The 24,352-nt window shown below is 55.1% G+C and carries 27 protein-coding genes; 18 read left to right on the top strand and 9 right to left on the bottom strand.

What is annotated here, in order from left to right:
• Nucleotides 1-8: 8 nt before the first annotated feature.
• The 5 genes from KIF87_RS08755 (at nt 9) to KIF87_RS08735 (ending at nt 3,800) form a co-directional block, all read left to right on the top strand.
• On the top strand, nt 9-956 hold the full coding sequence (locus KIF87_RS08755) for a fimbrial protein (RefSeq protein WP_213328509.1): 948 nt from the start codon (nt 9-11) through the stop codon (nt 954-956).
• Nucleotides 957-961: 5 nt separating this feature from the next.
• Nucleotides 962-1,480 (top strand): fimbrial protein, encoded by a 519-nt coding sequence (locus tag KIF87_RS08750; protein ID WP_484613094.1) that lies wholly within the window; start codon nt 962-964, stop codon nt 1,478-1,480.
• A 25-nt stretch (nt 1,481-1,505) separates the two neighbouring features.
• A complete protein-coding gene (locus tag KIF87_RS08745; protein WP_213328507.1) occupies nt 1,506-1,664 on the top strand; it encodes a hypothetical protein in 159 nt (52 codons plus the stop codon).
• A 202-nt stretch (nt 1,665-1,866) separates the two neighbouring features.
• A complete protein-coding gene (locus KIF87_RS08740) occupies nt 1,867-2,349 on the top strand; it encodes a helix-turn-helix transcriptional regulator (protein ID WP_349628215.1) in 483 nt (160 codons plus the stop codon).
• 14 nt (nt 2,350-2,363) lie between these two features.
• Nucleotides 2,364-3,800: a capsule assembly Wzi family protein gene (locus KIF87_RS08735; protein ID WP_283771120.1), complete on the top strand. Its 1,437-nt coding sequence runs from the start codon at nt 2,364-2,366 to the stop codon at nt 3,798-3,800.
• Nucleotides 3,801-3,850: 50 nt separating this feature from the next.
• On the opposite strand, the gene fdhF is transcribed toward KIF87_RS08735, so the two are convergent.
• The 4 genes from fdhF to ycgZ all read right to left on the bottom strand — a co-directional run bounded on the left by fdhF (nt 3,851) and on the right by ycgZ (nt 7,061).
• On the bottom strand, nt 3,851-6,001 hold the full coding sequence (gene fdhF, locus KIF87_RS08730; RefSeq protein WP_213328505.1) for a formate dehydrogenase subunit alpha: 2,151 nt from the start codon (nt 5,999-6,001) through the stop codon (nt 3,851-3,853).
• 187 nt (nt 6,002-6,188) lie between these two features.
• Nucleotides 6,189-6,467, bottom strand: a complete 279-nt coding sequence (locus tag KIF87_RS08725) for a biofilm/acid-resistance regulator YmgB/AriR (protein WP_023311323.1) — start codon at nt 6,465-6,467, stop codon at nt 6,189-6,191.
• A 29-nt stretch (nt 6,468-6,496) separates the two neighbouring features.
• A complete protein-coding gene (locus tag KIF87_RS08720) occupies nt 6,497-6,817 on the bottom strand; it encodes a hypothetical protein (RefSeq protein ID WP_213328504.1) in 321 nt (106 codons plus the stop codon).
• 4 nt (nt 6,818-6,821) lie between these two features.
• Complete coding sequence (ycgZ, locus tag KIF87_RS08715) at nt 6,822-7,061, bottom strand: regulatory protein YcgZ (protein WP_029739771.1); 240 nt, start codon at nt 7,059-7,061, stop codon at nt 6,822-6,824.
• Nucleotides 7,062-7,398: 337 nt separating this feature from the next.
• Here ycgZ and KIF87_RS08710 point away from each other — a divergent pair, with 337 nt between their 5' ends.
• The 10 genes from KIF87_RS08710 (at nt 7,399) to KIF87_RS23605 (ending at nt 16,555) form a co-directional block, all read left to right on the top strand.
• Nucleotides 7,399-8,619: a diguanylate phosphodiesterase gene (locus KIF87_RS08710; RefSeq protein ID WP_213328503.1), complete on the top strand. Its 1,221-nt coding sequence runs from the start codon at nt 7,399-7,401 to the stop codon at nt 8,617-8,619.
• Nucleotides 8,620-8,808: 189 nt separating this feature from the next.
• Complete coding sequence (locus KIF87_RS08705) at nt 8,809-9,537, top strand: MerR family transcriptional regulator (RefSeq protein WP_148243118.1); 729 nt, start codon at nt 8,809-8,811, stop codon at nt 9,535-9,537.
• 313 nt (nt 9,538-9,850) lie between these two features.
• On the top strand, nt 9,851-10,219 hold the full coding sequence (gene sufA, locus KIF87_RS08700; protein WP_008500631.1) for a Fe-S cluster assembly scaffold SufA: 369 nt from the start codon (nt 9,851-9,853) through the stop codon (nt 10,217-10,219).
• Between the two features lie 8 nt (nt 10,220-10,227).
• A complete protein-coding gene (sufB, locus tag KIF87_RS08695; protein ID WP_213328502.1) occupies nt 10,228-11,718 on the top strand; it encodes a Fe-S cluster assembly protein SufB in 1,491 nt (496 codons plus the stop codon).
• Between the two features lie 9 nt (nt 11,719-11,727).
• Nucleotides 11,728-12,474, top strand: coding sequence for a Fe-S cluster assembly ATPase SufC (gene sufC, locus KIF87_RS08690; RefSeq protein WP_166770071.1), 747 nt, complete (start codon nt 11,728-11,730; stop codon nt 12,472-12,474).
• Nucleotides 12,449-13,720, top strand: coding sequence for a Fe-S cluster assembly protein SufD (gene sufD, locus KIF87_RS08685; protein ID WP_213328501.1), 1,272 nt, complete (start codon nt 12,449-12,451; stop codon nt 13,718-13,720). The genes sufC and sufD overlap by 26 nt, the downstream gene beginning before the upstream one ends.
• Complete coding sequence (gene sufS, locus KIF87_RS08680; RefSeq protein WP_213328500.1) at nt 13,717-14,937, top strand: cysteine desulfurase SufS; 1,221 nt, start codon at nt 13,717-13,719, stop codon at nt 14,935-14,937. Before sufD ends, sufS begins: the two co-directional genes overlap by 4 nt.
• Before the next feature lie 13 nt (nt 14,938-14,950).
• Complete coding sequence (gene sufE / locus KIF87_RS08675) at nt 14,951-15,367, top strand: cysteine desulfuration protein SufE (RefSeq protein ID WP_213328499.1); 417 nt, start codon at nt 14,951-14,953, stop codon at nt 15,365-15,367.
• A 97-nt stretch (nt 15,368-15,464) separates the two neighbouring features.
• On the top strand, nt 15,465-16,478 hold the full coding sequence (ldtE, locus tag KIF87_RS08670; RefSeq protein WP_213328498.1) for a L,D-transpeptidase LdtE: 1,014 nt from the start codon (nt 15,465-15,467) through the stop codon (nt 16,476-16,478).
• A 32-nt stretch (nt 16,479-16,510) separates the two neighbouring features.
• The gene (locus KIF87_RS23605; RefSeq protein ID WP_376740201.1) at nt 16,511-16,555 is read left to right on the top strand and encodes a hypothetical protein; all 45 of its coding nucleotides are present in this window, start codon (nt 16,511-16,513) and stop codon (nt 16,553-16,555) included.
• On the opposite strand, the gene lpp is transcribed toward KIF87_RS23605, so the two are convergent.
• From lpp to KIF87_RS08650, 5 genes are all read right to left on the bottom strand, one after another.
• A complete protein-coding gene (gene lpp / locus KIF87_RS08665; protein WP_010430241.1) occupies nt 16,539-16,775 on the bottom strand; it encodes a murein lipoprotein Lpp in 237 nt (78 codons plus the stop codon). The two genes, KIF87_RS23605 and lpp, sit on opposite strands and share 17 nt — an antisense overlap.
• A 308-nt stretch (nt 16,776-17,083) precedes the next feature.
• Nucleotides 17,084-18,505 carry a pyruvate kinase PykF gene (pykF, locus tag KIF87_RS08660; RefSeq protein ID WP_023335415.1) on the bottom strand — a complete coding sequence of 474 codons (1,422 nt, stop codon included), beginning with the start codon at nt 18,503-18,505 and terminating at the stop codon, nt 17,084-17,086.
• Nucleotides 18,506-18,512: 7 nt separating this feature from the next.
• Nucleotides 18,513-18,809, bottom strand: a complete 297-nt coding sequence (ynhH, locus tag KIF87_RS23600; RefSeq protein ID WP_418921897.1) for a protein YnhH — start codon at nt 18,807-18,809, stop codon at nt 18,513-18,515.
• Between the two features lie 73 nt (nt 18,810-18,882).
• Nucleotides 18,883-20,028: a trans-sulfuration enzyme family protein gene (locus tag KIF87_RS08655; protein WP_213328571.1), complete on the bottom strand. Its 1,146-nt coding sequence runs from the start codon at nt 20,026-20,028 to the stop codon at nt 18,883-18,885.
• 11 nt (nt 20,029-20,039) lie between these two features.
• Nucleotides 20,040-21,410, bottom strand: a complete 1,371-nt coding sequence (locus tag KIF87_RS08650; protein ID WP_213328497.1) for a pyridoxal-phosphate dependent enzyme — start codon at nt 21,408-21,410, stop codon at nt 20,040-20,042.
• A 400-nt stretch (nt 21,411-21,810) separates the two neighbouring features.
• Between KIF87_RS08650 and KIF87_RS08645 the strand changes: the two genes are divergently transcribed.
• From KIF87_RS08645 to KIF87_RS08635, 3 genes are read left to right on the top strand one after another with little or no spacing between them, the layout of a single operon-like run.
• Nucleotides 21,811-22,833, top strand: coding sequence for a methionine ABC transporter ATP-binding protein (locus KIF87_RS08645; protein WP_213328496.1), 1,023 nt, complete (start codon nt 21,811-21,813; stop codon nt 22,831-22,833).
• Nucleotides 22,826-23,494 carry a methionine ABC transporter permease gene (locus KIF87_RS08640; RefSeq protein WP_213328495.1) on the top strand — a complete coding sequence of 223 codons (669 nt, stop codon included), beginning with the start codon at nt 22,826-22,828 and terminating at the stop codon, nt 23,492-23,494. The genes KIF87_RS08645 and KIF87_RS08640 overlap by 8 nt, the downstream gene beginning before the upstream one ends.
• Nucleotides 23,495-23,521: 27 nt before the next feature.
• Nucleotides 23,522-24,334 (top strand): MetQ/NlpA family ABC transporter substrate-binding protein, encoded by an 813-nt coding sequence (locus tag KIF87_RS08635; protein ID WP_063142945.1) that lies wholly within the window; start codon nt 23,522-23,524, stop codon nt 24,332-24,334.
• Nucleotides 24,335-24,352 lie beyond the last annotated feature (18 nt).

The raw sequence follows: 24,352 nt of genomic DNA, 5'->3' as shown, positions 1-24,352 counted from the left end.
TTTTTAAAATGCGCTTAATTAACATCATATTCCTGCTGTGTGTCGCAGCAGGCTGGAACAGTGCTCATGCAGGAACCTGCACGACGATTACGCCACAGGAATCAACCTTGTCCATCGGCACGATTACGGTTCAGCGCGACGTTGCCGTTGGAACCGTATTATTTTCGCGAAACGCGACGTTAACCGGTTCCTATTTAACGGGGTGCGCCAATCCATTAATGCTGGGTTTTAGCATGCGCTACCTTAATGCGACACCGAGTGCTTACGGTAATCATGTTTATAACACCAATGTAAACGGTATAGGCGTGCGCTTTTCATCGGGTAATTATTTTGAAAACCCGACCAATACCTTCTCCTATAACGCGCAGTCGGATTATGTCGAATGGTGGGGCGGTAAAATAGAACTTATCGTTACCGGAGCGGTTGCGTCGGGGTCGCTGACGCCTGGCGTGCTGGGCGTGGTGATGCTGCAGGGCAGTGACGGCGTTTATCGTGATGGCCTGACGACCACCCTGTTGGGCGGAACCATTAACGTACTGGCCTGCAATATCACAACACCGCAACTGACATTTCCGATAGGCGATATTTCTGCCGCAGTTTTTGGCTCAACGGTAGGCACCACACCGGCGGGCGCCCAAAATACGCAGAATCTCGGACTTAACTGCGATGCGGGGGCTAACGTCAACGTGTCACTCAGCGGCATTCAGAACCCGGACGTAGCAACAACGAGCGTGCTCGCGCTGACGGGGCAGGGTAATACCGGCACGGCGAAAGGGGTTGGCGTTCAGTTGCTCTATAACGGTACACCTCTCACTCTCAGCTCGCGTCTGCCGTTAAAACTCGCGGCGGGCGGCCAGGAAGCGTTCCCTTTAACGGCGCGTTATTACCAGACGCAAACGACGGTAGAACCCGGCACCGCAAATGCGTCAGCAACCTTAAATTTGACCTACCAGTAAAGGGGATGACGATGAATATAATGCGCACGGCAGCGTTCATCGCGGCAGTAATAAGCGGCAATGTTATTGCCGCGGATAGCGTTAACGTCAGCGTCACCGGCAATATTGTTGCCTCCCCCTGCGTATTTAATGGGGGCAATACCAGTCTGGATGTTAATCTCGGCAATATTCAGGCATCCAATATGGCGACGCCGGGATCCCTTTCCGATCCGGTTGCGTTTAATTTATTGTTCACCCTTTGTCCAGTGGGCACCCGCAGCGTAACAGCCACCTTTAGCGGAACACCCGACCCTGTTGCCGGAGTCGGCTACTACAAGAATAGCGGCACGGCAGAGAATGTTGCTATCGCTATGACGGAGATGAGCAGCGATGTGCTCATGGGGACGGGATCAAGCATCACCCAAAATATTGCTGCAGACAGAACGGCTACTTTACCCATGCAGGCGAGGGTTAAATCGGTCGCGGGTGGTGCAACGCCAGGGACGATTAGCGCGGTTGTCGTTCTTACCATGCAATATAACTGATACGCTTTTGACTGATGGAGATGACATGTATTTTATCCGCCTTTTGTTAAAGGGAACTATCGTACTGGTCCTGTTGCTGTCCATTATGTGGGCCTTTAAAGAGCCGGTTATCAAAACTGCAGATTGGGATCAAAGCGATAACGCGCTTGCAAAAGTTGAGTGCCAAGTGACGACAGACTTGTAATCAAAATAAAACGGTTACTTTACTATTTATTTTAACGACTCCCTGGCATAAAAATGGTCAATATTTTAATAAGCGAGACTGATATATTATTTCAGTGCGGCTTGCAGTATTTTTTTAAGGATTTTTCTCTCATGTCGCACAGCGGGACGTTACATTTACGTTTGATTTTACAGCGGATAGTATCAGAGCGGCTGATGTCATTGTGCTCTCGTTGTGCCAGGGGGAGTACTTTACCTGTTTTCCCGAATTGCAGGCGCGCCAGCAGGGAATCATCATCGGAATTCTGGAAGATGATGCCCCGGTAAAAGCGTTGCCATCCTGTTTTCAGGATATTATTTTCATTTCAAGAAGAGCGCCTCTGTCGCAGGTACGTCATGCGCTCTTTAGCGCCTGGCAGGTAGCCCCGTTAAATAAATATCGGCGACCTTCTATTTCTTGTTTCGAGTGCCAGCAAAAAACATTATCACCCCAACAGGTTCGCATTATGATTGGCTTGTATAAGGGGTTGTCGGTTACCGACATAGCGAATGAGCTATGCATCAGTGATAAAACGGTTTTTACGCATAAATATATGCTGATGCAGAAATTTCATTTGCGAAGCGATTATGAATTAATAAAGCTTCTTAACAGAATTGCTGAGAAAAATAACTGGGCGAATATATTTCACCAGTATCTGAATCGATAATATCCAGGATTGATATGCTGTCTCGTTTCGCTAATAACACAGTGGCGCTTGTCCTCTGCCTTTTTTGCTGTCCGGGGTTTTCTGCGGGACTGGTGGTTAACGACCGCTCCCTGCGTGACGATCTGGCATGGTTGTCCGACCGAAAATTAATACACCTTGACCTTTCAACATGGCCCCTTAGTGAGGCGGAAATACAAAATGCACTGTTAACGCTACGCTCCAGCCAGGATCCCGTTAACCTGCAGGTTATTCATCGGATTCAAAAACGGTTACAGCAACTTAAATCGTCGGTACAGGTTTCTGCTTTTGCCGCGACTGGCCGCAACGTGCTCCCGGCTGGCATGGGAGCAGAGCATACCGCGGGGCAGTCGTTTAGCACCGCTATCAATATGAATGACAGTGACTGGGATATTACCCTGAAGGGGAATGTAGAGAGAGGACAATGGATCGCTGACGCGTCCGGGGTTAACCCAAACGGCAGCTATGCGGCGTTGCGTCTGGCTAACCAGTGGTTAAGCTTCGGTGAGATCCCGCAGTGGTGGGGCTCTGGAAATGATGCCAGTCTAATCCGTTCTGATGCAGCACGTCCGGTGGTGGGGGTGATGATACAGCGTGATGAACAGTATCCCTTCGAGAGCCCCTGGTTTGCATGGTTGGGAGCATGGCAATATCAAATTTTTACGGGACAGATTCGGCAATATTCTCGCCCGGAGCAGCCGAAGCTTTCAGGAGCCAGAGTGGCCTTTGCGCCAGGTAACGCGCTGGAACTGGCCCTTTCCCGTGTGATCATGTGGGGCGGAAAGGGGCGCCCGGAAAACTACGCGTCCTTCCGGGATGCGTTAATTGGGCAGGACAATACCGGAAACCAGAAAAGCGATCCGGGAGACCAGCTTGGCGGCATTGATTTTCGCGTTCATTTAGCCAGTCTGTTAGATATTCCGGTGAGTCTGTATGGTCAGGTTGTGGGTGATGATGAAGCTGGATTTTTGCCATCTCATAATACCTGGCTGGGGGGGATCGAAGGGCATAATGTATGGGGAAATAGCCAGGTGAACTGGGCTCTCGAAGCGGCGGATACGCGTTCGCAAATGAAAGAGACCGGGGTGATCTATTATCACTACTGCTATCACGGCGGTTTTTATCAGCAGGGCTGGCCGCTGGCGGATGCGATGGGCGGTGACGGCACGCAGTACTCGGCGCGCGTTGAGTGGGTATTTGAGAACGACCAACGGCTAAGCCTGCGCGGCGTGAGGGCTCGGGTGAACCGCACGTCGCAGTCGTTTAACCAGGCTTATCCACATAATGAGACGCTGAAAGGGGTCGAGACAGCCTGGCAGACCCCGCTCAACAACGTCGTTACGGTTTCGTCAGGCGTCTGGTTAAGCCACAGCGATCGGAGAAGCAATGATGCCGGGCTTCAGGTACGCGTTTTTCTTTATGGTGAGCCCTGATTCATCACAACATCATTGCAGGGTGGCAATGACGCCACCCGGCATGTTCTTCAGACATTCACCGCGTTAATCAGCCGCGACTTCATGGACTGATACGCCGACGCCGCAAAATCCTCTGCCCAGCGCTGGTCCTCAATCGCCTCCAGCTGCACCGCGCAGTACTTCGTTTCCGGCGTTTTGGAGATGGGATCGAGATTATCCTGGGTCAGCTCGTTGCAGGCGCCAATCCACCACTGATAGGTCATGTAGACGGCCCCGGCGTTGATACGCTCGCTGATGCTGGCTCGGGTAATCACTTTGCCGCGACGCGAACGCACCCAGACCAGCTGTCCGTCAGTAATGCCCAGTTTGACCGCATCGGCAGGGTGCATTTGCACCCGACCCGGCTCATCGGCCAGACTCTGCAGCGCGGCGCAGTTCCCGGTCATCGAGCGACAGGAGTAGTGTCCCACTTCGCGAACCGTACACAGCACCAGCGGGAAATCCGCATCCGGAGTTTCCGCCGGCGCGCGCCACGGCGCGGCGAAGAGCTGCCCTTTACCGGTTGGGGTGTCGAACTGATTGTCTTTGTACAGGTACGGCGTTCCCGGGTGATCCAGCGTCGGGCACGGCCACTGCACGTGGCCCATCTCGCCCATTTTTTCATACGTCACGCCGTAAAAGAGAGGGCACAGCTCGCGCATCTCATCCCAGATCTGCTGGTTGGAGTCATAATGCATCGTGTAGCCCATCTCGGTGGCGAGCAGGCTGATAATCTCCCAGTCGCGCTTCACGTTGCCGCTGGCCTCAATGGCTTTGCCAAAACGCTGGAACCCGCGATCGGCACAGGTAAAGACGCCGCCGTGTTCACCCCAGGAGGTGGCTGGGAGCAGAACGTCCGCCACTTCTGCCGTTTTGGTCATAAAGATGTCCTGAACCACGACGAAGTCGAGGGCCTCAAAGCCGCTGCGAACGAGACCGAGATCGGCTTCGGTCTGAAGCGGATCTTCCCCCATGATGTAGTAGGCCTTGACCTTGCCTTCCAGCGCCAGATGAGGCACCTCGGTAATGCGCGTCCCGACCCGATCGTCCATGTTATTGACGTCAATCCCCCAGGCATCGGCGAACTTCTGCCTGACCGCCGGGTCGGTCACATCCTGATAGCCGGGGAACATATTCGGCAGAACGCCCATGTCGCAGGCACCCTGTACGTTATTCTGACCGCGCACGGGCCCGACGCCGACGGCGGGGCGACCCAGGTTACCGGTCAGCAGCGCCAGGCTGGAAAGCCCTTTGACCACATCCACAGCCTGACCAAACTGGGTCACGCCCATCCCCCACATCACGGTGGCGGAAGGGGCCGCCGCGAAGGTGCGCATCGCCTGACGAACGTCGCGGGCGGGAATGCCGGTAAGATGCTCGACCTTCTCCGGCGCATAGTCTTTCACCGTCTGGCGATAGGCCTCAAGCCCCTCCGTAAAGCGCGCCACGTAGCTTTTGTCGTAGAGTTCCTCTTCCAGCAGCACGTAGCCAAAGGCGTTCACCAGCGCCATGTTACTGCCGTTTTTCAATTGCAGATGCTGGTCGGCGATGCGCGCCGTTTCAATTCGCCGCGGATCGCAGACGATGATTTTCGCGCCGTTTTCACGCGCTTTCAGCACGCGCCGGGCGACGATAGGGTGGGAGTCCGCGCAGTTATAGCCAAACACCAGCAGGCATTTTGAGTTTTCAATATCATTGATTGAGTTGCTCATCGCGCCGTTGCCGAGCGTTTCCTGTAAACCGGCCACGGAAGGGCCATGACAGACGCGCGCGCAGCAGTCCACGTTGTTGGTGTTCAGCACCGCGCGGGCAAATTTTTGCATCACATAGTTTGTTTCGTTGCCGGTTCCGCGGGAGGATCCGGTGGTCATGATCGACCGGGGCCCGTGCTGCGCTTTAATGCTGCTGAGCCGGTGGGCGGTGTAGCGGATAGCCTCTTCCCAGGTAACGGGGGTGAACGCCTCGCCTTTGTGATAGCGGATCATCGGCTGGGTCAGGCGCGGGGTGAGCAGACGGGTATCGTTGAGGAAGTCCCAGCCGTAAAAGCCTTTCAGACACAGGGTGCCCTGGTTTGTGACGCCCTCTGCCGCTTCGGCACGGATGATACGGTTATTTTCAACGACAAGGTTTAATTTACAGCCTGCACCGCAGTAGGGGCAGACGCTGGCGATCTTTTTCATCAATAACAGACCTGTTAAGAAATGAAGCAAAGTTGACTGGACAACCCAGTCCCGTAAGCAGAGGTAAGCAGGAACCGTGCCAGGTTGGCTTTTCTGGTTTTACAGGGTGTTACGCGGGAAAGGCGCGTGTCATCGTCAGGCTATTCGTCAGTTTTGACGATGACACGTTAGGGGGGAGCGCAGGAGCTTACAGATCGTCCATCGTGTAACCCACCACGATTTCCAGAGTCTTACGAATCACATCCGCCTGAACCACGTCGTGGGTGGCTTCCAGCGTCTGAATGAGCCAGAGGATGATCGCTTTGTTGGACAGATGACCTTCAGAGGCCAGAACACAGCGTACTGCAGTAGAAAAAACAGCGGACTCTTCAGCAAAACGATCGCCTGCGTGACGGAAATATTCCGACAGCGCACTGTCTAAAAAAGCAGAATGGTATTCGGGTTGAAGCTGAATATTTTGTCTCATTTGTTCTCACCGTAGCTGTTAAATTGCAGTCAATGTATTTTTTTGGGGTCGGACGGTTTTCCACTTCCAAATAACGGCACTACATTGTCTCTGTTATCGTTGAGAGATCCCTCTCTGTTCGTTCGTCCTTGCGCGGTTCTGCGACGTGTAAAGGCGATGCTGTTTGAGCCGATCTCGGCAATTACCACCGCAAGTGTCTCCCGCCGCCGGGGATCCTTTTCATGTTCTTTCATTACCCGCAGACGCTGCAGCAATCCTTCGGTTGTCACTGGCCCCCGCTCTTTCAGAAGAGAGAGAACGGCTTCACCGATAAGCGTGTCGATCAGTCGGTCTGCGTCACTGCTATTCATCACGTTACCGTTCGAAGAGCAGGCCAAGCAGCATGTGGTAATGCTCTTCCTCTTCCGGACCATCGGCCCTTTCGAGGCGGCTGAGCAGTTTGGTACAGAGCGATTTGCGATTCAGGTTTCGCCCGTCGCTGAGAATTTCGACAACCACCTGGCCCAGCGTCTCCTGCTGGGTGGGAAGCGCAGCCTTTTCGAAGTACTGTGCGATCGCTGCTGCGGAATCTGTGGCGTAACCTTTCTGCTGCATGTTTCGCTCCTGTAAAATTTTGTAATCACTAACGTTACAATTAAGGTATACACAATTCTTAAATCTGTACATATAAAATGTACAGATTTTTAATATTTTTATGATATATTTTATAAAGTACTTTATTTTCATGATGTTGATGGTGTGTCATGAGCCGGTAACGTTACAGGATATATTGTACAAAATGGTCTGATACGGGTAAGTTGTACAGCACAGAAAAATGTTTCATTAACTGCCGTAAATGGTTGAGATGTAAATTATTTGTCAGGCAATTAATGTGCTATAAATGCTTCTTATCCACCTTATTTGTGGCCAAAACCCTAACCCCAGGAATCGCATGCTCACAACCATCATTTACCGCAGTCATATCTGCGAGGACGTTCCAGTGAAGGCGCTGGAAGCAATGGTCGCTGCAGCAAATAGTAAAAACCGGCAATCCAACGTCACGGGGATCCTGCTGTTTAACGGCACGCATTTTTTTCAGCTGCTTGAAGGGCCAGTGGAACACGTCACTGCTATCTATGAGCAGATCTGCAACGACCCGCGCCACCATAACGTGGTGGAGCTGATGCGCGATCACGGACCTGTCCGACGCTTTGGCAACGTGGGCATGGAGCTTTTTGATTTACGCCACTTCGACAGGGATGAGGTGCTGCAGCAGGTGCTTAACAGGGGAACGACACGCTATCAGCTGACGTATAACGACCGCCCGCTGCAGTTTTTCCGCACCTTTGTCGAGGCCACGGAAAAAGCGAACTATTTTGAACTGCCGCCTGCGGATTCCTGGGAGTTTGTTCGCGAAGAAACGCGGCTGTCCGCGCAGCCCGAGGTGGTTGCGAAAGGGGCGGATTGTAGCTTTGCGTTCCAGCCGATAGTCGATCCGTTTATGCAGCAGGTCGTCTCCTGGGAGGCGCTTCTCCGCACTCCTGACGGCGACCCGCCGGGGGTCTATTTCGCTAACCGGCCGCGTGACGAGGTATATGCGTCTGATTTGCAGAGCAAGCAGGTGGCGCTTTCCATGGCCAGCGCGCTGGGGCTACAGGACCAGACGTTATCCCTTAACCTGCTGCCCATGACGCTGGTCAACATTCCCAACGCCGTGGATTTCCTGCTCACCGCGATTGAAGCAAATGGGTTTGTGCCCGAGCAAATTGTGGTGGAGTTTACAGAAAGCGAAGCCATTTCCCGTTTTGATGAATTCACGGATTCGGTCAGGCAGTTAAAAAGCGCGGGCATCAGCGTGACGATCGATCACTTTGGCGCCGGTTTTGCCGGGCTGCAGCTGCTGGCGCAGTTCCAGCCGGACAGAATTAAGATTAATCGCGATCTGGTGGCGAACGTGCATAAAAGTGGCCCCCGGCAGGCCATTATTCAGGCGATTATCAAATGCTGCTCCTCGCTTGAGATCCAGTTCTGCGCGGTGGGGGTAGAGAAGGCGGAAGAGTGGATGTGGCTGGAGTCCGCGGGGATTTCCCAGTTCCAGGGGCATCTTTTTGCCAGCCCGCGCCACGGCGGTATTCCCGCGATTGCGTGGCCGGAGAAAAAGTTCGACTTCTGATAAAGCTGTACACATTCCGGCAGACTTAACTGTACGAATGGCAAATTTTATACAACAATGTATTTACAGGTGGATGGGAAAGAACCCCCGTTCACCCGTTCAAAATGCGGTCTTAGTTATACAAATGGTGTGTACAATCTGATAAGGTTGGTGCAGTTAGGTATGGAAGTTCTGAGCGTGAGGGAGTTAATGGCCTATTACAGTATCGGCGAAGTGGCCGAACGATGCGGTATCAACCCCGTTACGCTGCGTGCCTGGCAGCGCCGTTATGGATTGTTGAAGCCGCAGCGCAGCGAAGGGGGTCATCGTCAGTTCGACGATGAAGATATCCTGCGTATTGAAGAGATCAAGCGCCTGATGAAGAGCGGCGTCTCGGTCGGAAAAGTCAAAGCCCTGCTGGAAAACAAAGAAGTATTGACTCAGGGCAACTGGGTCTCGTTCCAGGAAGAGATGATGACCGTTCTGCGTTACGCCAGCCCGGCAAAGCTGCGCGCCAAAATCAGTGAATTCCGCCGCGATCACGCGATAGACGCGCTGATTGACAATATTATCTCTCCCGTCCGGCAGCGAATGAATCAGGATCAAAATACCGTGCGTCACATGGCGAGCCTGTTTGACGGCGTACTGATCGAATTCGCCATTGCAAGCCTGGCAGAGTCCCGAAAAAAAGCCGGTAAAGACGCGCTCCTGATAGGTTGGGAATGCGATGACCGCACCCACCTGTGGCTGGAAGCCGCGCGATTATCGCAGAAGGGCTGGCACATTGACGTCCTGGCGGAACCTATTGATTCGCCGCGTCCTGAACTCTTCCCCGGGCAAAAAATCTTCGTCTGGACGGGGAAATCCCCAACGCCTCGCCAGCAGGAACAGCTCGATCACTGGCGTGAACAGGGGTTTGCTGTTTCATTTCATCACTGATCGTGAGAGGCCTTGAGGGCCTTTTTTTGTTTTTGTCATTTTCTGAGCAAAAGCTATCTCAAAAATAGGCATTTCCGATGCATATTTTACTTTTCTCCTCTTCGTCATAAATACCGCGACGAAATGCATTATTAATCAATGCATTGAACAAATACATCCATCCTGACTGCATCCTGCCATAGGGTCTATGCTTAATAAAAGTAGGCAAAAAGGGCGGTTTAGCCGAATGCCCCTGCTGACAGAGGGTTGAAGTGATAATCGTTATCACTAACATGGTGTTATGCCCTGATGGCTTATCAGATGAGGTGGACCTATGGAACTGCATTCAGAAACCTTTAATCCTGCCGATTTTGCCTGGCGTGGTTTAACGCTCACGCCAGCGGCGGCGGCACATATTCACGAGCTGGTGGCGAAAAAGCCCGAGATCCTCGGCGTGCGTTTGGGCGTCAAACAGACCGGTTGCGCAGGTTTTGGCTACGTGCTCGATACCGTCACCGAACCCGAGAAAGATGATCTGGTGTTCGAGACGGACGGCGCGAAACTGTACGTCGCGCTGCAGGCCATGCCGTTTATTGACGGCACCGAAGTGGACTACGTCCGCGAAGGCTTAAACCAGTTATTCAAATTTCATAACCCGAAAGCCCAGAACGAATGCGGCTGCGGCGAAAGCTTTGGGGTATAGGCGGTACTATGTCTCGTAATACTGAAGCAACGAGTGAAGTAAATACCTGGGGCGGTGGGCACCTCAACTATAAAGAGGGGTTCTTCACCCAGCTGCAGACCGACGAGCTGGCGAAAGGCATCAACGAAGATGTCGTGCGGGCGATCTCGGCGAAACGTAACGAGCCGGAGTGGATGCTGGAGTTTCGCCTGAGCGCCTTTCGCGCCTGGCTGGAGATGGAAGAGCCGCACTGGCTGAAAGCGCATTATGACAAGCTGAACTATCAGGATTACAGCTACTACTCTGCGCCGTCCTGCGGCAGCTGTGACGACACCTGCGCCTCGCAGCCCGGCGCGGTGCAGCAAACCGGTGCTGAAAATAGCTTCCTCAGCAAAGAGGTGGAAGAAGCCTTTAACCAGCTGGGCGTGCCCGTGCGTGAAGGGAGAGAGGTGGCGGTAGACGCCATTTTCGACTCCGTCTCGGTGGCGACCACCTACCGCGATAAGCTGGCAGAGCAGGGGATCATTTTCTGCTCCTTCGGCGAAGCGATTCACGATCATCCGGAACTGGTGAAAAAGTACATTGGGACCGTGGTGCCCTCTAACGACAACTTCTTCGCGGCGCTCAACGCGGCGGTAGCCTCTGACGGCACCTTTATCTATGTGCCGAAAGGCGTGCGCTGTCCGATGGAGCTTTCCACCTATTTCCGCATCAATGCCGAAAAAACCGGCCAGTTCGAACGCACGATCCTGGTCGCGGATGAAGGCAGCTACGTCAGCTATATAGAAGGGTGCTCCGCCCCGGTTCGCGACAGCTACCAGCTGCACGCGGCGGTGGTAGAGGTCATCATCCACAAAGATGCCGAGGTGAAGTACTCTACGGTGCAAAACTGGTTCCCGGGCGACGGCAATACCGGCGGTATCCTTAACTTCGTCACCAAGCGCGCACTGTGCGAAGGCGAAAACAGCAAGATGTCGTGGACCCAGTCTGAAACCGGCTCGGCCATTACCTGGAAATACCCGAGCTGCATCCTGCGCGGGGATAACTCCATCGGCGAGTTTTACTCGGTGGCGCTGACCAGCGGCCATCAGCAGGCCGATACCGGCACCAAGATGATCCACATTGGTAAAAACACCAAATCCACCATCATCTCGAAAGGGATTTCCGCCGGGCATAGCCAGAACAGCTATCGCGGGCTGGTGAAAATCATGCCGACGGCCACCAACGCGCGAAACTTTACCCAGTGTGACTCGATGCTGATTGGCGCAGACTGCGGGGCGCATACCTTCCCGTACGTCGAGTGCCGTAACAACACGGCCCAGCTTGAGCACGAGGCGACGACGTCGCGGATTGGGGAAGATCAGCTCTTCTACTGCCTGCAGCGCGGGATCAGCGAAGAAGACGCCATCTCGATGATCGTTAACGGCTTCTGTAAGGATGTGTTCTCTGAACTGCCGCTGGAATTTGCCGTTGAAGCCCAGAAACTCCTCGCCATTAGTCTTGAACACAGCGTCGGTTAAGGAAAGCACATGTTAAGCATTAAAGATTTACAGGTTAGCGTAGAGGACAAAGCCATCCTGCGTGGCCTCAATTTTGACGTCAAGCCGGGTGAAGTCCACGCCATTATGGGGCCGAACGGCTCCGGAAAAAGTACGCTTTCTGCGACGCTGGCGGGGCGCGAAGATTATGAGGTAACCCAGGGCTCGGTCGAGTTTAACGGCAAAGATCTGCTGGAGATGTCGCCGGAAGACCGCGCGGGAGAGGGCATTTTTATGGCCTTCCAGTACCCGGTCGAAATTCCGGGCGTCAGCAACCAGTTCTTCCTGCAGACGGCGCTGAATGCGGTGCGCAAGTATCGCGGCCTGGAGGCGCTGGACCGCTTCGACTTCCAGGATCTGATGGAAGAGAAGATCAAGCTGCTGAAAATGCCGGAGGATCTGCTGACCCGTTCGGTGAACGTTGGCTTCTCCGGCGGCGAGAAAAAGCGTAACGACATTCTGCAGATGGCGGTGCTGGAGCCCGAGCTGTGCATTCTGGATGAGACCGACTCCGGTCTGGATATCGACGCCCTGAAGATTGTCGCTGACGGGGTGAACTCCCTGCGCGACGGCAAGCGTTCGTTCATTATCGTCACCCACTACCAGCGTATTCTGGACTACATCAAGCCGGATTACGTCCACGTGCTTTACCAGGGGCGTATTGTGAAATCCGGTGATTTCACGCTGGTTAAACAACTGGAGGAGCAGGGCTATGGCTGGCTTACCGAACAGCAGTAATGCGCTCCAGCAGTGGCACAGGCTGTTTGAAGCCCAGGGCGGCACGCGCTCTGAGCAGGCGCAGCAGCATCTGCAGCAGATGCTGCGTCTCGGCCTGCCGACGCGTAAGCATGAGAACTGGAAGTACACCCCGCTTGATGGCCTGCTGAACGCCGAGTATGTGACCCGTCTGGCGGATCTCACGTCTGCGCAGCGTGACGCGCTGGCGGTGGGCGTGGACGCCGTGCGCCTCGTGTTTGTCGATGGCGCGTTCCGTCCGGAGCTGAGCGACGCGCTTCAGGCGAGTGGATTTGAGATTGAGATAAACGACGATCGCCAGTCCCTGAGCGCCCCGGTTCAGCCTGAGGTTTTCCTGCACCTGACCGAGAGTCTGGCCCGCAGCGTGACGCACATCCGCGTGAAGCGTAACCAGCGTCCGGCAAAACCGCTGCTGCTGATGCACATCACCCAGGGGCTGGACGGCGATGAAATCAACACCGCGCACTATCGCCACCATCTGGAGCTGGCGGAAGGGGCGGAGGCCACGGTCATTGAACATTACGTCAGCCTTAATGAGACGCGTCACTTTACCGGATCCCGTCTGACGATGAACGTTGCCGCCAATGCGCAGCTTCACCACGTCAAGCTGGCGTTTGAAAATGCGCAGAGCCACCACTTTGCCCATAACGACATTGTGCTGGGTCAGGATGCCGCGGCGTACAGCCATAGCTTCCTGCTCGGCGGGGCGGTGCTGCGCCACAACACCAGCACGCAGCTTAACGGTGAAAACACCACGCTGCGCATCAACAGCCTGGCGATGCCGGTTAAATCAGAGGTGTGCGACACGCGCACCTGGCTGGAGCACAACAAGGGCTATTGCAACAGCCGCCAGCTGCATAAAACCATCGTCAGCGACAGAGGCCGCGCGGTGTTTAACGGACTGATTAACGTGGCGCAGCACGCCATTAAAACCGACGGGCAGATGACCAACAACAATCTGCTGTTAGGGCGCCTGGCGGAGGTGGACACCAAACCGCAGCTGGAGATCTACGCCGACGACGTGAAGTGCAGCCACGGTGCGACGGTCGGGCGGATCGACGACGAGCAGATGTTCTACCTGCGTTCCCGCGGCATCGACGAGCAGGCGGCGCAGAAAATGATTATCTATGCGTTTGCCGCCGAACTGACGGAAGCGCTGAACGATGGTCAGTTAAAACAGCAGGTGCTGGCGCGTATCGGCCAGCGTCTGCCTGGAGGCGAAGCATGAGTTTTCCCGTCGAGAAAGTGCGGGCAGATTTCCCGGTTCTGACCCGTGAAGTAAATGGTCTTCCTCTGGCCTATCTGGACAGCGCGGCCAGCGCGCAGAAGCCGAATCAGGTGGTGGATGCGGAAGCCGAGTTTTATCGCCACGGCTACGCCGCCGTGCATCGCGGTATCCATACCCTGAGCGCCGAGGCGACCCAGCGTATGGAAAACGTGCGTACGCAGCTGGCCGCCTTCCTCAATGCAGGTTCGCCTGAAGAGTTGGTCTTTGTGCGCGGAACCACCGAAGGGATCAACCTTGTCGCTAACAGCTGGGGCAACGCGCAGGTCCACGCGGGGGATAACATCATCATCACCCAGATGGAACACCACGCCAATATCGTGCCGTGGCAGATGCTCTGCGAGCGCGTTGGCGCGCAGCTGCGGGTGATCCCGCTGAATGCCGACGGGACGCTGCAGCTCGAGCAGCTAGACGTACTGCTTGACGATAAAACGCGGCTGGTGGCGGTCACCCAGGTCTCCAACGTGCTGGGGACGGAAAACCCGGTGGCAGAGATTGTCGAAAAGGCCCATCAGGCGGGCGCGAAGGTGCTGATTGACGGCGCTCAGGCGGTGATGCACCACGCGGTTGACGTCCAGGCGCTGGACTGCGATTTCTACGTCTTTTCAGGCCACAAGCTCTATGGGCCGACCGGGATTGGCGTGCTGTACGTGAAAGAGGCGATCCTGCAGGCGATGCCGCCGTGGGAAGGGGGCGGGTCGATGATCGCCACCGTTAGCCTGACGGAAGGCACTACCTATGCCCGCGCGCCCTGGCGTTTTGAGGCGGGTACGCCCAACACCGGCGGGATTATCGGTCTGGGGGCGGCGGTTTCATATGTCTCCGCAATCGGCCTTGATAGCATTCAGGAGTACGAACAGCTGCTGATGCACTATGCGCTTGCGGAGCTCGCCAGCGTGCCGGATCTGACCCTCTACGGGCCTGCCGACCGGCAAGGGGTGATTGCGTTCAATCTCGGGAAACATCACGCCTATGACGTGGGCAGTTTCCTCGATAACTACGGCGTGGCGGTCCGTACCGGGCACCACTGCGCGATGCCGCTGATGGCGTTTTACCAGGTACCGGCAATGTGCCGCGCGTCGCTGGTGATGTACAACACAACGGAAGAGGTCGACAGGCTGGTGGCGGGGCTTAAGCGCATTCATCAGCTGCTGGGCTAACGGAGAGGCGAAGATGGCGGAACTGCCGGACAGAGACAAATTACTGCGCAACTTCTCGCGTTGCGCAAACTGGGAAGAGAAGTACCTTTATATCATCGAACTGGGGCAGCGTCTGCCGCCGCTCGGTGAAGAGGCGCATAATCCGGAAAATATTATTCAGGGCTGTCAGAGCCAGGTGTGGATTGTGATGGCGCAGTCGGACGACGGCACTATCGAACTGCACGGCGACAGCGATGCGGCAATTGTAAAAGGGCTTATTGCCGTCGTCTTTATTCTTTATCACCGGATGTCGGCGCAGGATATTGTGGCATTCGACGTCCGCCCGTGGTTTGAAAAAATGGCCCTGACCCAACACCTCACCCCGTCCCGATCCCAGGGACTGGAAGCGATGATCCGCGCCATTCGCGCCAAAGCTGCAATCCTTAGCTAGACTTACAGAACAGCATTCATTCTGTTTCGCGAGGTGGTTCCCGCCTCGCTGGTTTTTCAGCTTTCTGGCGTTCTGTCAGTGAATAAGGAATCTCAGCATGAAGCGCGCGTCTCTAATAACTCTCTTACTCCTCAGTTCGCTCGGTGCACTTAATTCGGCCCGCGCGATGGACTATCCGTTGCCGCCCGCAGGCAGTCGTCTGATTGGGCAAAATCAAACCTACACGATACAGGAAGGGGATAATAAGCTTCAGACTATCGCCCGCCGGTTTAATACGGCGGCGCAGGTGATCCTGGAAACGAACAATACCATTGCGCCGGTAAACCCTGCGCCGGGAACCGTGATTACCATCCCGTCGCAGATGCTGCTGCCGGACACGCCGCGCGAGGGCATTGTGGTGAACCTCGCAGAGCTTCGGCTCTACTACTTCCCGCCGGGAGAAGACATCGTTCAGGTCTTCCCGCTCGGCATCGGACAGCTGGGGCTGGAAACGCCGGTCACGACCACGCGCGTGAGCCAGAAAATCCCGAATCCCACCTGGACACCTACGCCGGGCATCAGAGCACGCTCTCTGGAGCAGGGAATTAAATTACCGCCGGTGGTGCCTGCCGGGCCAAATAACCCTCTGGGACGCTTCGCACTGCGTTTAGGCGTGGGTAATGGGGAATATCTCATCCACGGCACCAGCGCGCCGGACAGCGTCGGCCTGCGGGTCAGCTCCGGCTGTATGCGGATGAATGCCCCGGACATTAAAGCCCTGTTCGAACAGGTGCGGGTTGGCACGCGGGTACAGATTATCAATGAACCCGTGAAGTTCGCCGTCGAGCCGGATGGTAAACGCTATATTGAAGTCCACCGCCCGCTGGCGCAGGCTGAGGGAGAAAACCCGCAGGTCTCGCCTATTACCCATTCCGCAGACTTTGCGACCTTTGTTTCTCAGGCGGGAAGCGATAAGGCGCTGATCGATCGCGCCCTGTCACGCCGTGCAGGGATCCCGGTTATCGTGTCGTCAGGTAGCGGTCCGTCAGCCAGCAATAGCGTGCTGTCGGTGCAGAACAGCCGGGTGTCCGCAGCGGTAGCGGAAGATGAAGGGGAGAAGGTGACGCAGTAGCCGTTTGACGCAGGCAAAAAAAATGGCGCACATTGTGCGCCATTTTATTAACAGGTACTATTACTTACGGTATTTAGTAGCCTGGTTGTCCAGACGCTGGTTAGCGCGAGCTGCGTCGTCTTTAGCAGCCTGAACGTCGGAACGGATTGCGTTCACGTCGTTGCTCAGCTGGTCAACTTTAGCGTTCAGAGTCTGAACGTCAGAAGACAGCTGATCGATTTTAGCGTTGCTGGAGCAACCAGCCAGCAGAGTAGAACCCAGGATTACCGCGCCCAGTACCAGTTTAGTACGATTCATTATTAATACCCTCTAGATTGAGTTAATCTCCATGTAGCGTTACAAGTATTACACAAAGTTTTTTGGGTTGAGAATATTTTTTTGATGGGAATACACCTATTTTTGATCGTTCGCTCAAAGAAGCATCGAATCAGCCCTTTTTGGGCAAAAATCTATGTAAAAAAAGGCATTTATCATCGGATTCATCTTAGATAATTCGCAATTAAATAGAAAAACCCGATTTGCAATTTGAATGACTTTGGCTAATGACAGGAATAAAAAAAGCGCCCGGAGGCGCTTTTTATCAAAATTAATTCGTTCGGGAATTATTACAGCACGTGAACAGATGCGGTATTGGTGGTTCCGCTTGGTACCAGCGCGCCAGAAACCATGACCACAACGTCACCTTTCTGTGCCAGACCGCGATCAACCAGCTCCAGCGCCACTTCTTTACCCAGACGGTAGAAATCATCCGTAGACGCGATCTCTTTCACCAGGTGAGGGATCACGCCTTTGCTCAGCACCAGCTGACGGGCAGTGGTTTCGTTGGTGGTCAGCGCCAGGATAGTCGCATCCGGGAAGTATTTACGCACTGCGCGAGCAGATTTACCGCCCTGGGTGGCAACCACGATCAGCGGTGCTTCCAGTTTCTCAGCCGTTTCTACAGCACCGCGGCATACTGCTTCGGTGATGCGCAGCTTGCGGCTGTCGTTGTTGTAGTCCAGACGGCTTTTCATTACGCGGTCGGTACGTTCGCAGATGGTGGCCATGATGGACACCGCTTCCAGCGGATATTTACCTTTCGCGGATTCGCCGGACAGCATAACGGCATCGGTACCGTCGAGGATGGCGTTTGCCACGTCGCCTGCTTCTGCGCGGGTTGGGCGTGGGTTTTTGATCATGGAGTCCAGCATCTGCGTTGCGGTGATAACCACTTTACGCGCGCGAACACATTTCTCGATCATCATCTTCTGCGCGAAGATCACTTCTTCAACCGGGATTTCTACGCCCAGGTCGCCACGTGCAACCATGATGCCGTCAGACGCTTCGAGGATCTCGTCGAAGTTGTTCAGGCCTTCCTGGTTTTCAATTTTGGAGATGATCTGGATCTTCTCGCCGCCGTGCGCTTTCAGGTGCTCACGAATTTCAACCACGTCAGAACGCTTACGGATGAAGGATGCCGCAACAAAGTCAACGCCTTGTTCACAGCCGAAGATCAGGTCCTGTTTGTCTTTTTCAGCCAGTGCTGGCAGTGCGATAGAGACGCCCGGCAGGTTAACGCCTTTGTTTTCGCCCAGGTCGCCGTTGTTCAGCACTTTACAGATAACCTTGTTACCTTCGATCGCGGTGACTTCCATACCGATCAGACCATCGTCTACCAGCACGGTGTTACCGACGGACAGATCGCTGGTGAAGCCTTCGTAGGTCACTGCAACGATTTCGCTGTTGCCGACAACGGATTTGTCGGTGGTGAAGGTGAAGGTCTGGCCCGCTTTCAGGGAAACGTCGTTACCGCCTTCCAGTTTGATGGTACGGATTTCTGGACCTTTGGTATCCAGCAGGATCGCCGCTTTTTTACCGGTCTTGCTCATCACGTTGCGCAAGTTCTGGATACGCTGACCGTGTTCTGCGTAGTCACCGTGGGAGAAGTTCAGACGCATCACGTTCATGCCAGCGTCCAGCATCTTGGTCAGCATCTCTTCAGATTCGGTTTTCGGGCCGATAGTACAAACAATTTTCGTCTTTTTCATGACAGTCTTAGTCTTTAAGTTGGGAAGGATATGGAAATCTCGCTCCGGGGGCGCACCGCCGCGGAGTCAAACCTGTGTTGCAAAAGAGTATATGACACGCACTAAGGATAGGAGACATCAAATGAGCGTGCAGAAGAAAGTGTGCCTGAGTGACAGCCCAACGAAGGAGAGGAGAAGTTGTACGTTGTTTTTTGTATTCCAAGCGCTGAAACCATTCACCAGGGATTAGGCGCGCATTATACGCTGATTTTAAGATAAAAGGAAAATGGAAACGGTGTTTCAGAAATAATCTATGCAGTTTCACATAATATTGTTATCAAGGCGTTAAGCCATGATGACAACTTATGGCGGCAGGTGATTGACCTGCCGCGTTTTGCTTATTTTTGCAGCGCCTGGCTGAGGTCGGCAATCAGGTCTTTGGGATCTTCAATCCCGACTGACAGACGGATCAGCTGCGGCACAATGCCGTTTGCCAGCCGTTGCTCCAGCGGAATCGAGGCGTGCGTCATGCTGTAAGGCTGGCTCACCAGACTTTCCACGCCGCCGAGGCTCTCCGCGAGGGTGAACAGCTTCAGGCTGCGAATCACCTCGGTGGCGCGTTGCGCATCGCCTTTTACCACGACGGAAATCATGCCGCCGGGCAGCGCCATCTGCGTGCGGGCAAGCTGATACTGTGGATGCGATTCCAGGCCGGGATAGAAAACCTTTTCGACCAGAGGATGCTGATCCAGCCATTGCGCAATCGCCAGCGCGTTGGTGCTGTGCTTTTCTACCCTCAACGCAAGCGTGCGTATACCGCGCAGCGTCAGGAAGCTGCTGAACGGATCCAGTACGCCGCCCACCGCGTTTTGCAGATAGCCCAGCTTATCCGCCAGTTCCTTGTTGTCCCCGACAATCGCCAGCCCGGCCACCACGTCAGAATGGCCGTTCAGGTATTTGGTGGCGGAGTGCACCACGATATCGAAACCCGACTCCAGCGGACGGTGGATCACCGGCGACGCGAAGGTGTTATCCGCCACGCTGATGACGTTATGACGACGCGCGATCGCCGCAATGGCCGCCAGATCCGCCAGCTTCAGCAGCGGGTTGGTTGGCGTTTCGACCCACACCATGCGGGTATCTGGGCGAATGGCCGCTTCAAGCCCGGCCAGGTCGTCCGGCTTAACCCAGCTGACCTGCAGGCCTGTGCTGCGCTTGCGCACGTTTTCAATCAGGCGGTACGTCCCACCGTAAACGTCATCGATGGCGACAATATGGCTGTCTTTATCCAGCAGTTCGAGCACCGTGGAGATGGCCGCCAGGCCGGAGGCGAAGGCGTAGCCGCGCGTGCCGCCTTCGAGTTCGGCGATGGCGGTTTCCAGCGCGTGGCGGGTGGGGTTGCCGCTGCGGGAATACTCATAGCCGGTATGCTCGCCGGGTGACGGTTGCGCAAACGTCGAGGTAGCGTAAATCGGCGGCATGACGGCGCCGTGTTGGTCGTTGAACTCACCGCTGTGTACGCTCAGGGTAGCCAGGTTTTTCATCATCTATTCCTTTATTGCTGAAGACGGTTGCGCCAGGCGGTCAGAACGTCGCTGCGCGTAATCAGACCGAGAAAACGGTCGTTGTCATTAATCACGGCCACCAGGCCGCGGTCGAAGATGGCGTTCAGGGCGCTTTCCGGGGCGTGTTTATCCAGGAACTCCACCTGACGCGTCATGGCTGCCGTCACCGGAAGCGAGAAGCGATCGCCGTCGCCGCCGATATGCCGCAGGAGATCCCACTCGTCGATAATGCCCACCACCTTGCCGTTCTCCAGCACCGGCAGCTGGGAGATGTCATACAGACGCATGCGCGCCAGGACGGTGGAGAGCGTGTCGTCCGGGGCGGCGGTGACGGTGGCGCCTTCATCGTGGCGCAGGGCGATGTAGTCAGAGAGATCGCCGGCCTGAGGGCGGGTGATGAGCCCTTGCTGACGCATCCAGTCATCGTTGAACATCTTCGAGAGGTACTTATTGCCGCTGTCGCAGGCGAAGGTCACCACGCGTTTCGGCGCGGTCTGCGCCTGGCAATATTTCAGCGCGGCCGCCAGCAGCGTGCCGCTGGAGGAGCCCGCCAGAATGCCTTCCGTTTTCAGCAAGTCGCGCGCGGTGGTGAAGGCCTCGCGGTCGGTAATGCGCCAGGCGCGATTCACCCCTTCAATGTGGGCCAGCGGCGGAATAAAGTCTTCGCCAATACCCTCAACCAGCCAGGAGCCCGCGTCGTGGTAGCGTCCGGTTTCCACCTGGTCGGCCAGAACGGAACCGGCCGGGTCAGCCAGTACAAACTCCGTGTGCGGAGAGTGCTCGGCGAACCACGCCTGCAGGCCGCCCAGCGTACCGCCTGAGCCGACGCCCACCACGATGGCGTCGATCCTGCCGTCAAGCTGCTCGTACAGCTCCGGTGCCGTGGTGGTGCGGTGCGCCAGCGGGTTGGCTTCGTTATTGAACTGGTCGATGTAAAACGCGCCGGGCAGCTCGTTGGCCAGGCGCTGGGCGTAATCCTGGTAGTAGGCGGGGTGGCCCTTGTTGACGTCGGAGCGGGTCAGCACCACCTGGGCACCCAGCGCGCGCAGGTGGAAAATCTTCTCGCGGCTCATTTTGTCCGGCACCACCAGGATCAGCGAGTAGCCTTTCTGGGCGGCGATCAGGGCCAGGCCGAGCCCGGTATTTCCCGCCGTTGCCTCAATAATCGTGCCGCCCGGCTGCAGCTGCCCGGTACGCTCCGCTTCGTTAATCATCGACAGCGCGACGCGATCCTTAATAGAACCGCCCGGATTCTGGTTTTCCAGCTTCAGGAACAGCGAGCAGGGACCGGTATCAAGCTTATGCAGCTGGATAAGCGGGGTACGACCAATCAGTTCAGTGACGGAGTGATAAATCGTCATGATGTTTTCCTTTCTGGATGTCATGACGGGATGATAGGGCGGTGAAATTTTCTCAATAAAGAACCATTCACTGCTCTTTAGAACAGAAAAGAATATATATGCCATTTTTGGAAGTCAGGACAGCAAGACGTAAAGTTGTCTGGATGTGAGGATGGCTATATCGGCATGAAATGCTGCAAAAATGACCGTTTTTCGCGGGCATCAACCGGCAGATATGCATCCGGCAGATAATCATTGCTGAAATTGGTCTAAATGTTCCCCACCCGCTCAATCCGCTGTTTATTTCCGAAAGTTATAACAAATTCTTTTTTGGTCATTTAAAACCTGATAACGCCTGTTTACTATCGTTTGGACATCCATACTGCTAAACAGCCATGCGCGAAACGGATAAAGAATAAGAATGATCGTACTCAGGAATATTTCGAAGGTTTTTGACAACGGAAAGGTCGCGCTGACTGCCGTTGATAACGTCAATTTGACGATAGAGCAGGGACAGATTTACGGAATTATCGGCTACAGCGGAGCCGGGAAAAGCACGCTGATTCGTCTGCTGAACGGCCTGGAAAAACCCAGCGCCGGAAGCGTCACCATTAACGGGCAGGATATCTCTGCCGCAAAGGGCGAAGCGCTGCGCCAGGCGCGTCTGAAAATCAGCATGGTGTTCCAGCACTTCAACCTGCTGTGGTCGCGCACGGTGAGCGAGAACATCGCTTTCTCGATGCAAATCGCCGGTGTGCCAAAAGCCAGCATCAAGGCGCGCGTCGCCGAGCTGGTGGAGTTGGTAGGCCTGAAGGGGCGTGAGAATGCCTACCCGTCCCAGCTGAGCGGCGGGCAAAAACAGCGCGTCGGCATTGCCCGCGCGCTGGCAAACAACCCTGACGTGCTGCTCTGCGATGAAGCCACGTCCGCGCTAGACCCGCAGACCACCGATCAGATACTCGATCTGCTGCTGGATATTAACCGCCGCTTCAGGCTGACCATCGTGCTGATCACGCACGAGATGCACGTGGTGCGCAAAATCTGCGACCGCGTGGCGGTGATGGAGAACGGTAAAGTCGTGGAAGAGGGCGACGTGCTGAGCGTCTTTACCCATCCGCAGCAGCCGATTACGCAGCAGTTTGTCCGCCAGGTGAGCCAGTACGCCGAAGAGGAAACCTTCAATACCGAACTGGCAAAGGATCTGGAAGGCACGGTCATCAGGCTGACCTTTACCGGGCACAGCACCCATAAGCCGATCGTGGGTGAACTGACCCTGCGCTACGGCCTGCCGTTTAACATCCTGCACGGGAAAATGACTCAAACCGCCCACGGCGTGTTTGGTCAGCTCTGGGTACATGTAGTGGCATCCGATGAACAACTGAACAATATCCTCGCCGACCTGCAGCACAGCGATATTGAAGGCGAGGTGATTAAACATGGCTGAGAATCTCTTTCCGCATCTCAAGTGGGATCAGCTCTGGGGGGCGACGCTGGAGACGCTGTACATGACCGCACTGTCCGGCGTGGCGACGTTTGTTCTGGGGCTCGTGCTGGGGCTGGCGCTGTTTTTAACCGCGCGCGGCGGGCTGTTCCACAACCGCACGGTCTACAGCGTCATTTCGATTGTGGTGAACGTGTTCCGCTCTATTCCGTTCATCATTCTGATTGTCCTGCTGATCCCGTTCACCAAGACCGTCGTCGGCACCATTCTTGGCGCCAACGCGGCGCTGCCGGCGCTGATTGTGGGCGCCGCACCGTTCTACGCACGCCTGGTGGAGATCGCCCTGCGTGAAGTGGATAAAGGCGTTATAGAAGCAACGCGCTCGATGGGCGCACGACTGAGCACGTTAGTGTTTCGGGTTTTACTGCCGGAATCATCACCTGCACTGGTATCAGGTATTACGGTGACGCTGATTGCGCTGGTGAGCTACAGCGCAATGGCGGGAGTGATTGGCGCAGGCGGTTTGGGAAATCTGGCTTATCTGGAAGGATTCCAGCGCAACCATGGTGACGTCACGCTGGTGGCAACGGTGACCATTCTGATCATCGTTTTCATTATCCAGTTCTGCGGCGATGTCATTACTTCACTGTTAGACAAAAGATAATCTCTAATAACACACAGGAACCACATCATGAAAAAGACACTGACACTGATCGCCGCCGCAACCCTGAGCGCCCTGAGCTTCGCTTCCTGGGCTGATACCCTGACCGTGGGCGCATCCAACACTCCGCACGCCGAAATTCTGGAGCAGGCAAAGCCGATTCTGGCGAAGCAGGGTATCGACCTGGAGATTAAACCGTTTCAGGACTACATTCTGCCGAACACCGCGCTGGCGGGTCATGACATCGACGCGAACTATTTCCAGCACATTCCTTACCTGAACAGCGTGCTGAAAGATCATGCGGGCGATAAAGACTACGATTTTGTCAGCGCGGGCGCGATCCACATTGAGCCAATCGGCATCTACTCCAAAAAATACAAGTCGCTGAAAGACCTGCCGGAAGGTGGCAAGATCATCATGCGTGACGCGGTTTCTGAAGAAGGGCGCATTCTCTCCATCTTCGAGAAAGAGGGCGTGATCAAGCTGAAGCCGGGCATCGATAAAGTGACCGCGCGCATCAGCGACATCGTCGAGAACCCGAAAAAGCTGAAGTTCACGCCTAACGTTGAAGCCTCTCTGCTGCCGCAGATGTACAACAACGACGAAGGCGCTGCGGTGGTGATCAACGCCAACTACGCGATTGACGCGGGTCTGGACCCGGTTCACGACCCAATTGCGGTAGAGAGCGGTGAAAACAACCCGTACGCAAACATCATTACCGTGCACCGCGGTGACGAGAAGAAGAAAGATATCGTCGCGCTGGTGAACGTGCTGCACTCGAAAGAGATTCAGGACTGGATCCGCACCAAGTACAAAGGCGCGGTTATTCCAGTAAACAACTAATTTACTGATTTTACAGAT

It is taken from the genome of Enterobacter sp. 120016 (assembly GCF_018383635.1).
Classification (GTDB): domain Bacteria; phylum Pseudomonadota; class Gammaproteobacteria; order Enterobacterales; family Enterobacteriaceae; genus Enterobacter; species Enterobacter asburiae_D.
Note: the sequence above shows the minus strand (reverse complement) of the source record. Positions and strands in the feature narration are given on the sequence as shown.

What these genes read in the sequence shown, in the direction of transcription:
- KIF87_RS08755 (WP_213328509.1), top strand. Translation starts at nt 9, where the DNA reads ATGCGCTTAATTAACATCATATTCCTGCTGTGTGTCGCAGCAGGCTGG.
- KIF87_RS08750 (WP_484613094.1), top strand. Translation starts at nt 962, where the DNA reads ATGACGATGAATATAATGCGCACGGCAGCGTTCATCGCGGCAGTAATA.
- KIF87_RS08745 (WP_213328507.1), top strand. Translation starts at nt 1,506, where the DNA reads ATGTATTTTATCCGCCTTTTGTTAAAGGGAACTATCGTACTGGTCCTG.
- KIF87_RS08735 (WP_283771120.1), top strand. Translation starts at nt 2,364, where the DNA reads ATGCTGTCTCGTTTCGCTAATAACACAGTGGCGCTTGTCCTCTGCCTT.
- fdhF (WP_213328505.1), bottom strand. Translation starts at nt 6,001, where the DNA reads ATGAAAAAGATCGCCAGCGTCTGCCCCTACTGCGGTGCAGGCTGTAAA.
- KIF87_RS08725 (WP_023311323.1), bottom strand. Translation starts at nt 6,467, where the DNA reads ATGAGACAAAATATTCAGCTTCAACCCGAATACCATTCTGCTTTTTTA.
- KIF87_RS08720 (WP_213328504.1), bottom strand. Translation starts at nt 6,817, where the DNA reads ATGAATAGCAGTGACGCAGACCGACTGATCGACACGCTTATCGGTGAA.
- ycgZ (WP_029739771.1), bottom strand. Translation starts at nt 7,061, where the DNA reads ATGCAGCAGAAAGGTTACGCCACAGATTCCGCAGCAGCGATCGCACAG.
- KIF87_RS08710 (WP_213328503.1), top strand. Translation starts at nt 7,399, where the DNA reads ATGCTCACAACCATCATTTACCGCAGTCATATCTGCGAGGACGTTCCA.
- KIF87_RS08705 (WP_148243118.1), top strand. Translation starts at nt 8,809, where the DNA reads ATGGCCTATTACAGTATCGGCGAAGTGGCCGAACGATGCGGTATCAAC.
- sufA (WP_008500631.1), top strand. Translation starts at nt 9,851, where the DNA reads ATGGAACTGCATTCAGAAACCTTTAATCCTGCCGATTTTGCCTGGCGT.
- sufB (WP_213328502.1), top strand. Translation starts at nt 10,228, where the DNA reads ATGTCTCGTAATACTGAAGCAACGAGTGAAGTAAATACCTGGGGCGGT.
- sufC (WP_166770071.1), top strand. Translation starts at nt 11,728, where the DNA reads ATGTTAAGCATTAAAGATTTACAGGTTAGCGTAGAGGACAAAGCCATC.
- sufD (WP_213328501.1), top strand. Translation starts at nt 12,449, where the DNA reads ATGGCTGGCTTACCGAACAGCAGTAATGCGCTCCAGCAGTGGCACAGG.
- sufS (WP_213328500.1), top strand. Translation starts at nt 13,717, where the DNA reads ATGAGTTTTCCCGTCGAGAAAGTGCGGGCAGATTTCCCGGTTCTGACC.
- sufE (WP_213328499.1), top strand. Translation starts at nt 14,951, where the DNA reads ATGGCGGAACTGCCGGACAGAGACAAATTACTGCGCAACTTCTCGCGT.
- ldtE (WP_213328498.1), top strand. Translation starts at nt 15,465, where the DNA reads ATGAAGCGCGCGTCTCTAATAACTCTCTTACTCCTCAGTTCGCTCGGT.
- lpp (WP_010430241.1), bottom strand. Translation starts at nt 16,775, where the DNA reads ATGAATCGTACTAAACTGGTACTGGGCGCGGTAATCCTGGGTTCTACT.
- pykF (WP_023335415.1), bottom strand. Translation starts at nt 18,505, where the DNA reads ATGAAAAAGACGAAAATTGTTTGTACTATCGGCCCGAAAACCGAATCT.
- KIF87_RS08655 (WP_213328571.1), bottom strand. Translation starts at nt 20,028, where the DNA reads ATGAAAAACCTGGCTACCCTGAGCGTACACAGCGGTGAGTTCAACGAC.
- KIF87_RS08650 (WP_213328497.1), bottom strand. Translation starts at nt 21,410, where the DNA reads ATGACGATTTATCACTCCGTCACTGAACTGATTGGTCGTACCCCGCTT.
- KIF87_RS08645 (WP_213328496.1), top strand. Translation starts at nt 21,811, where the DNA reads ATGATCGTACTCAGGAATATTTCGAAGGTTTTTGACAACGGAAAGGTC.
- KIF87_RS08640 (WP_213328495.1), top strand. Translation starts at nt 22,826, where the DNA reads ATGGCTGAGAATCTCTTTCCGCATCTCAAGTGGGATCAGCTCTGGGGG.
- KIF87_RS08635 (WP_063142945.1), top strand. Translation starts at nt 23,522, where the DNA reads ATGAAAAAGACACTGACACTGATCGCCGCCGCAACCCTGAGCGCCCTG.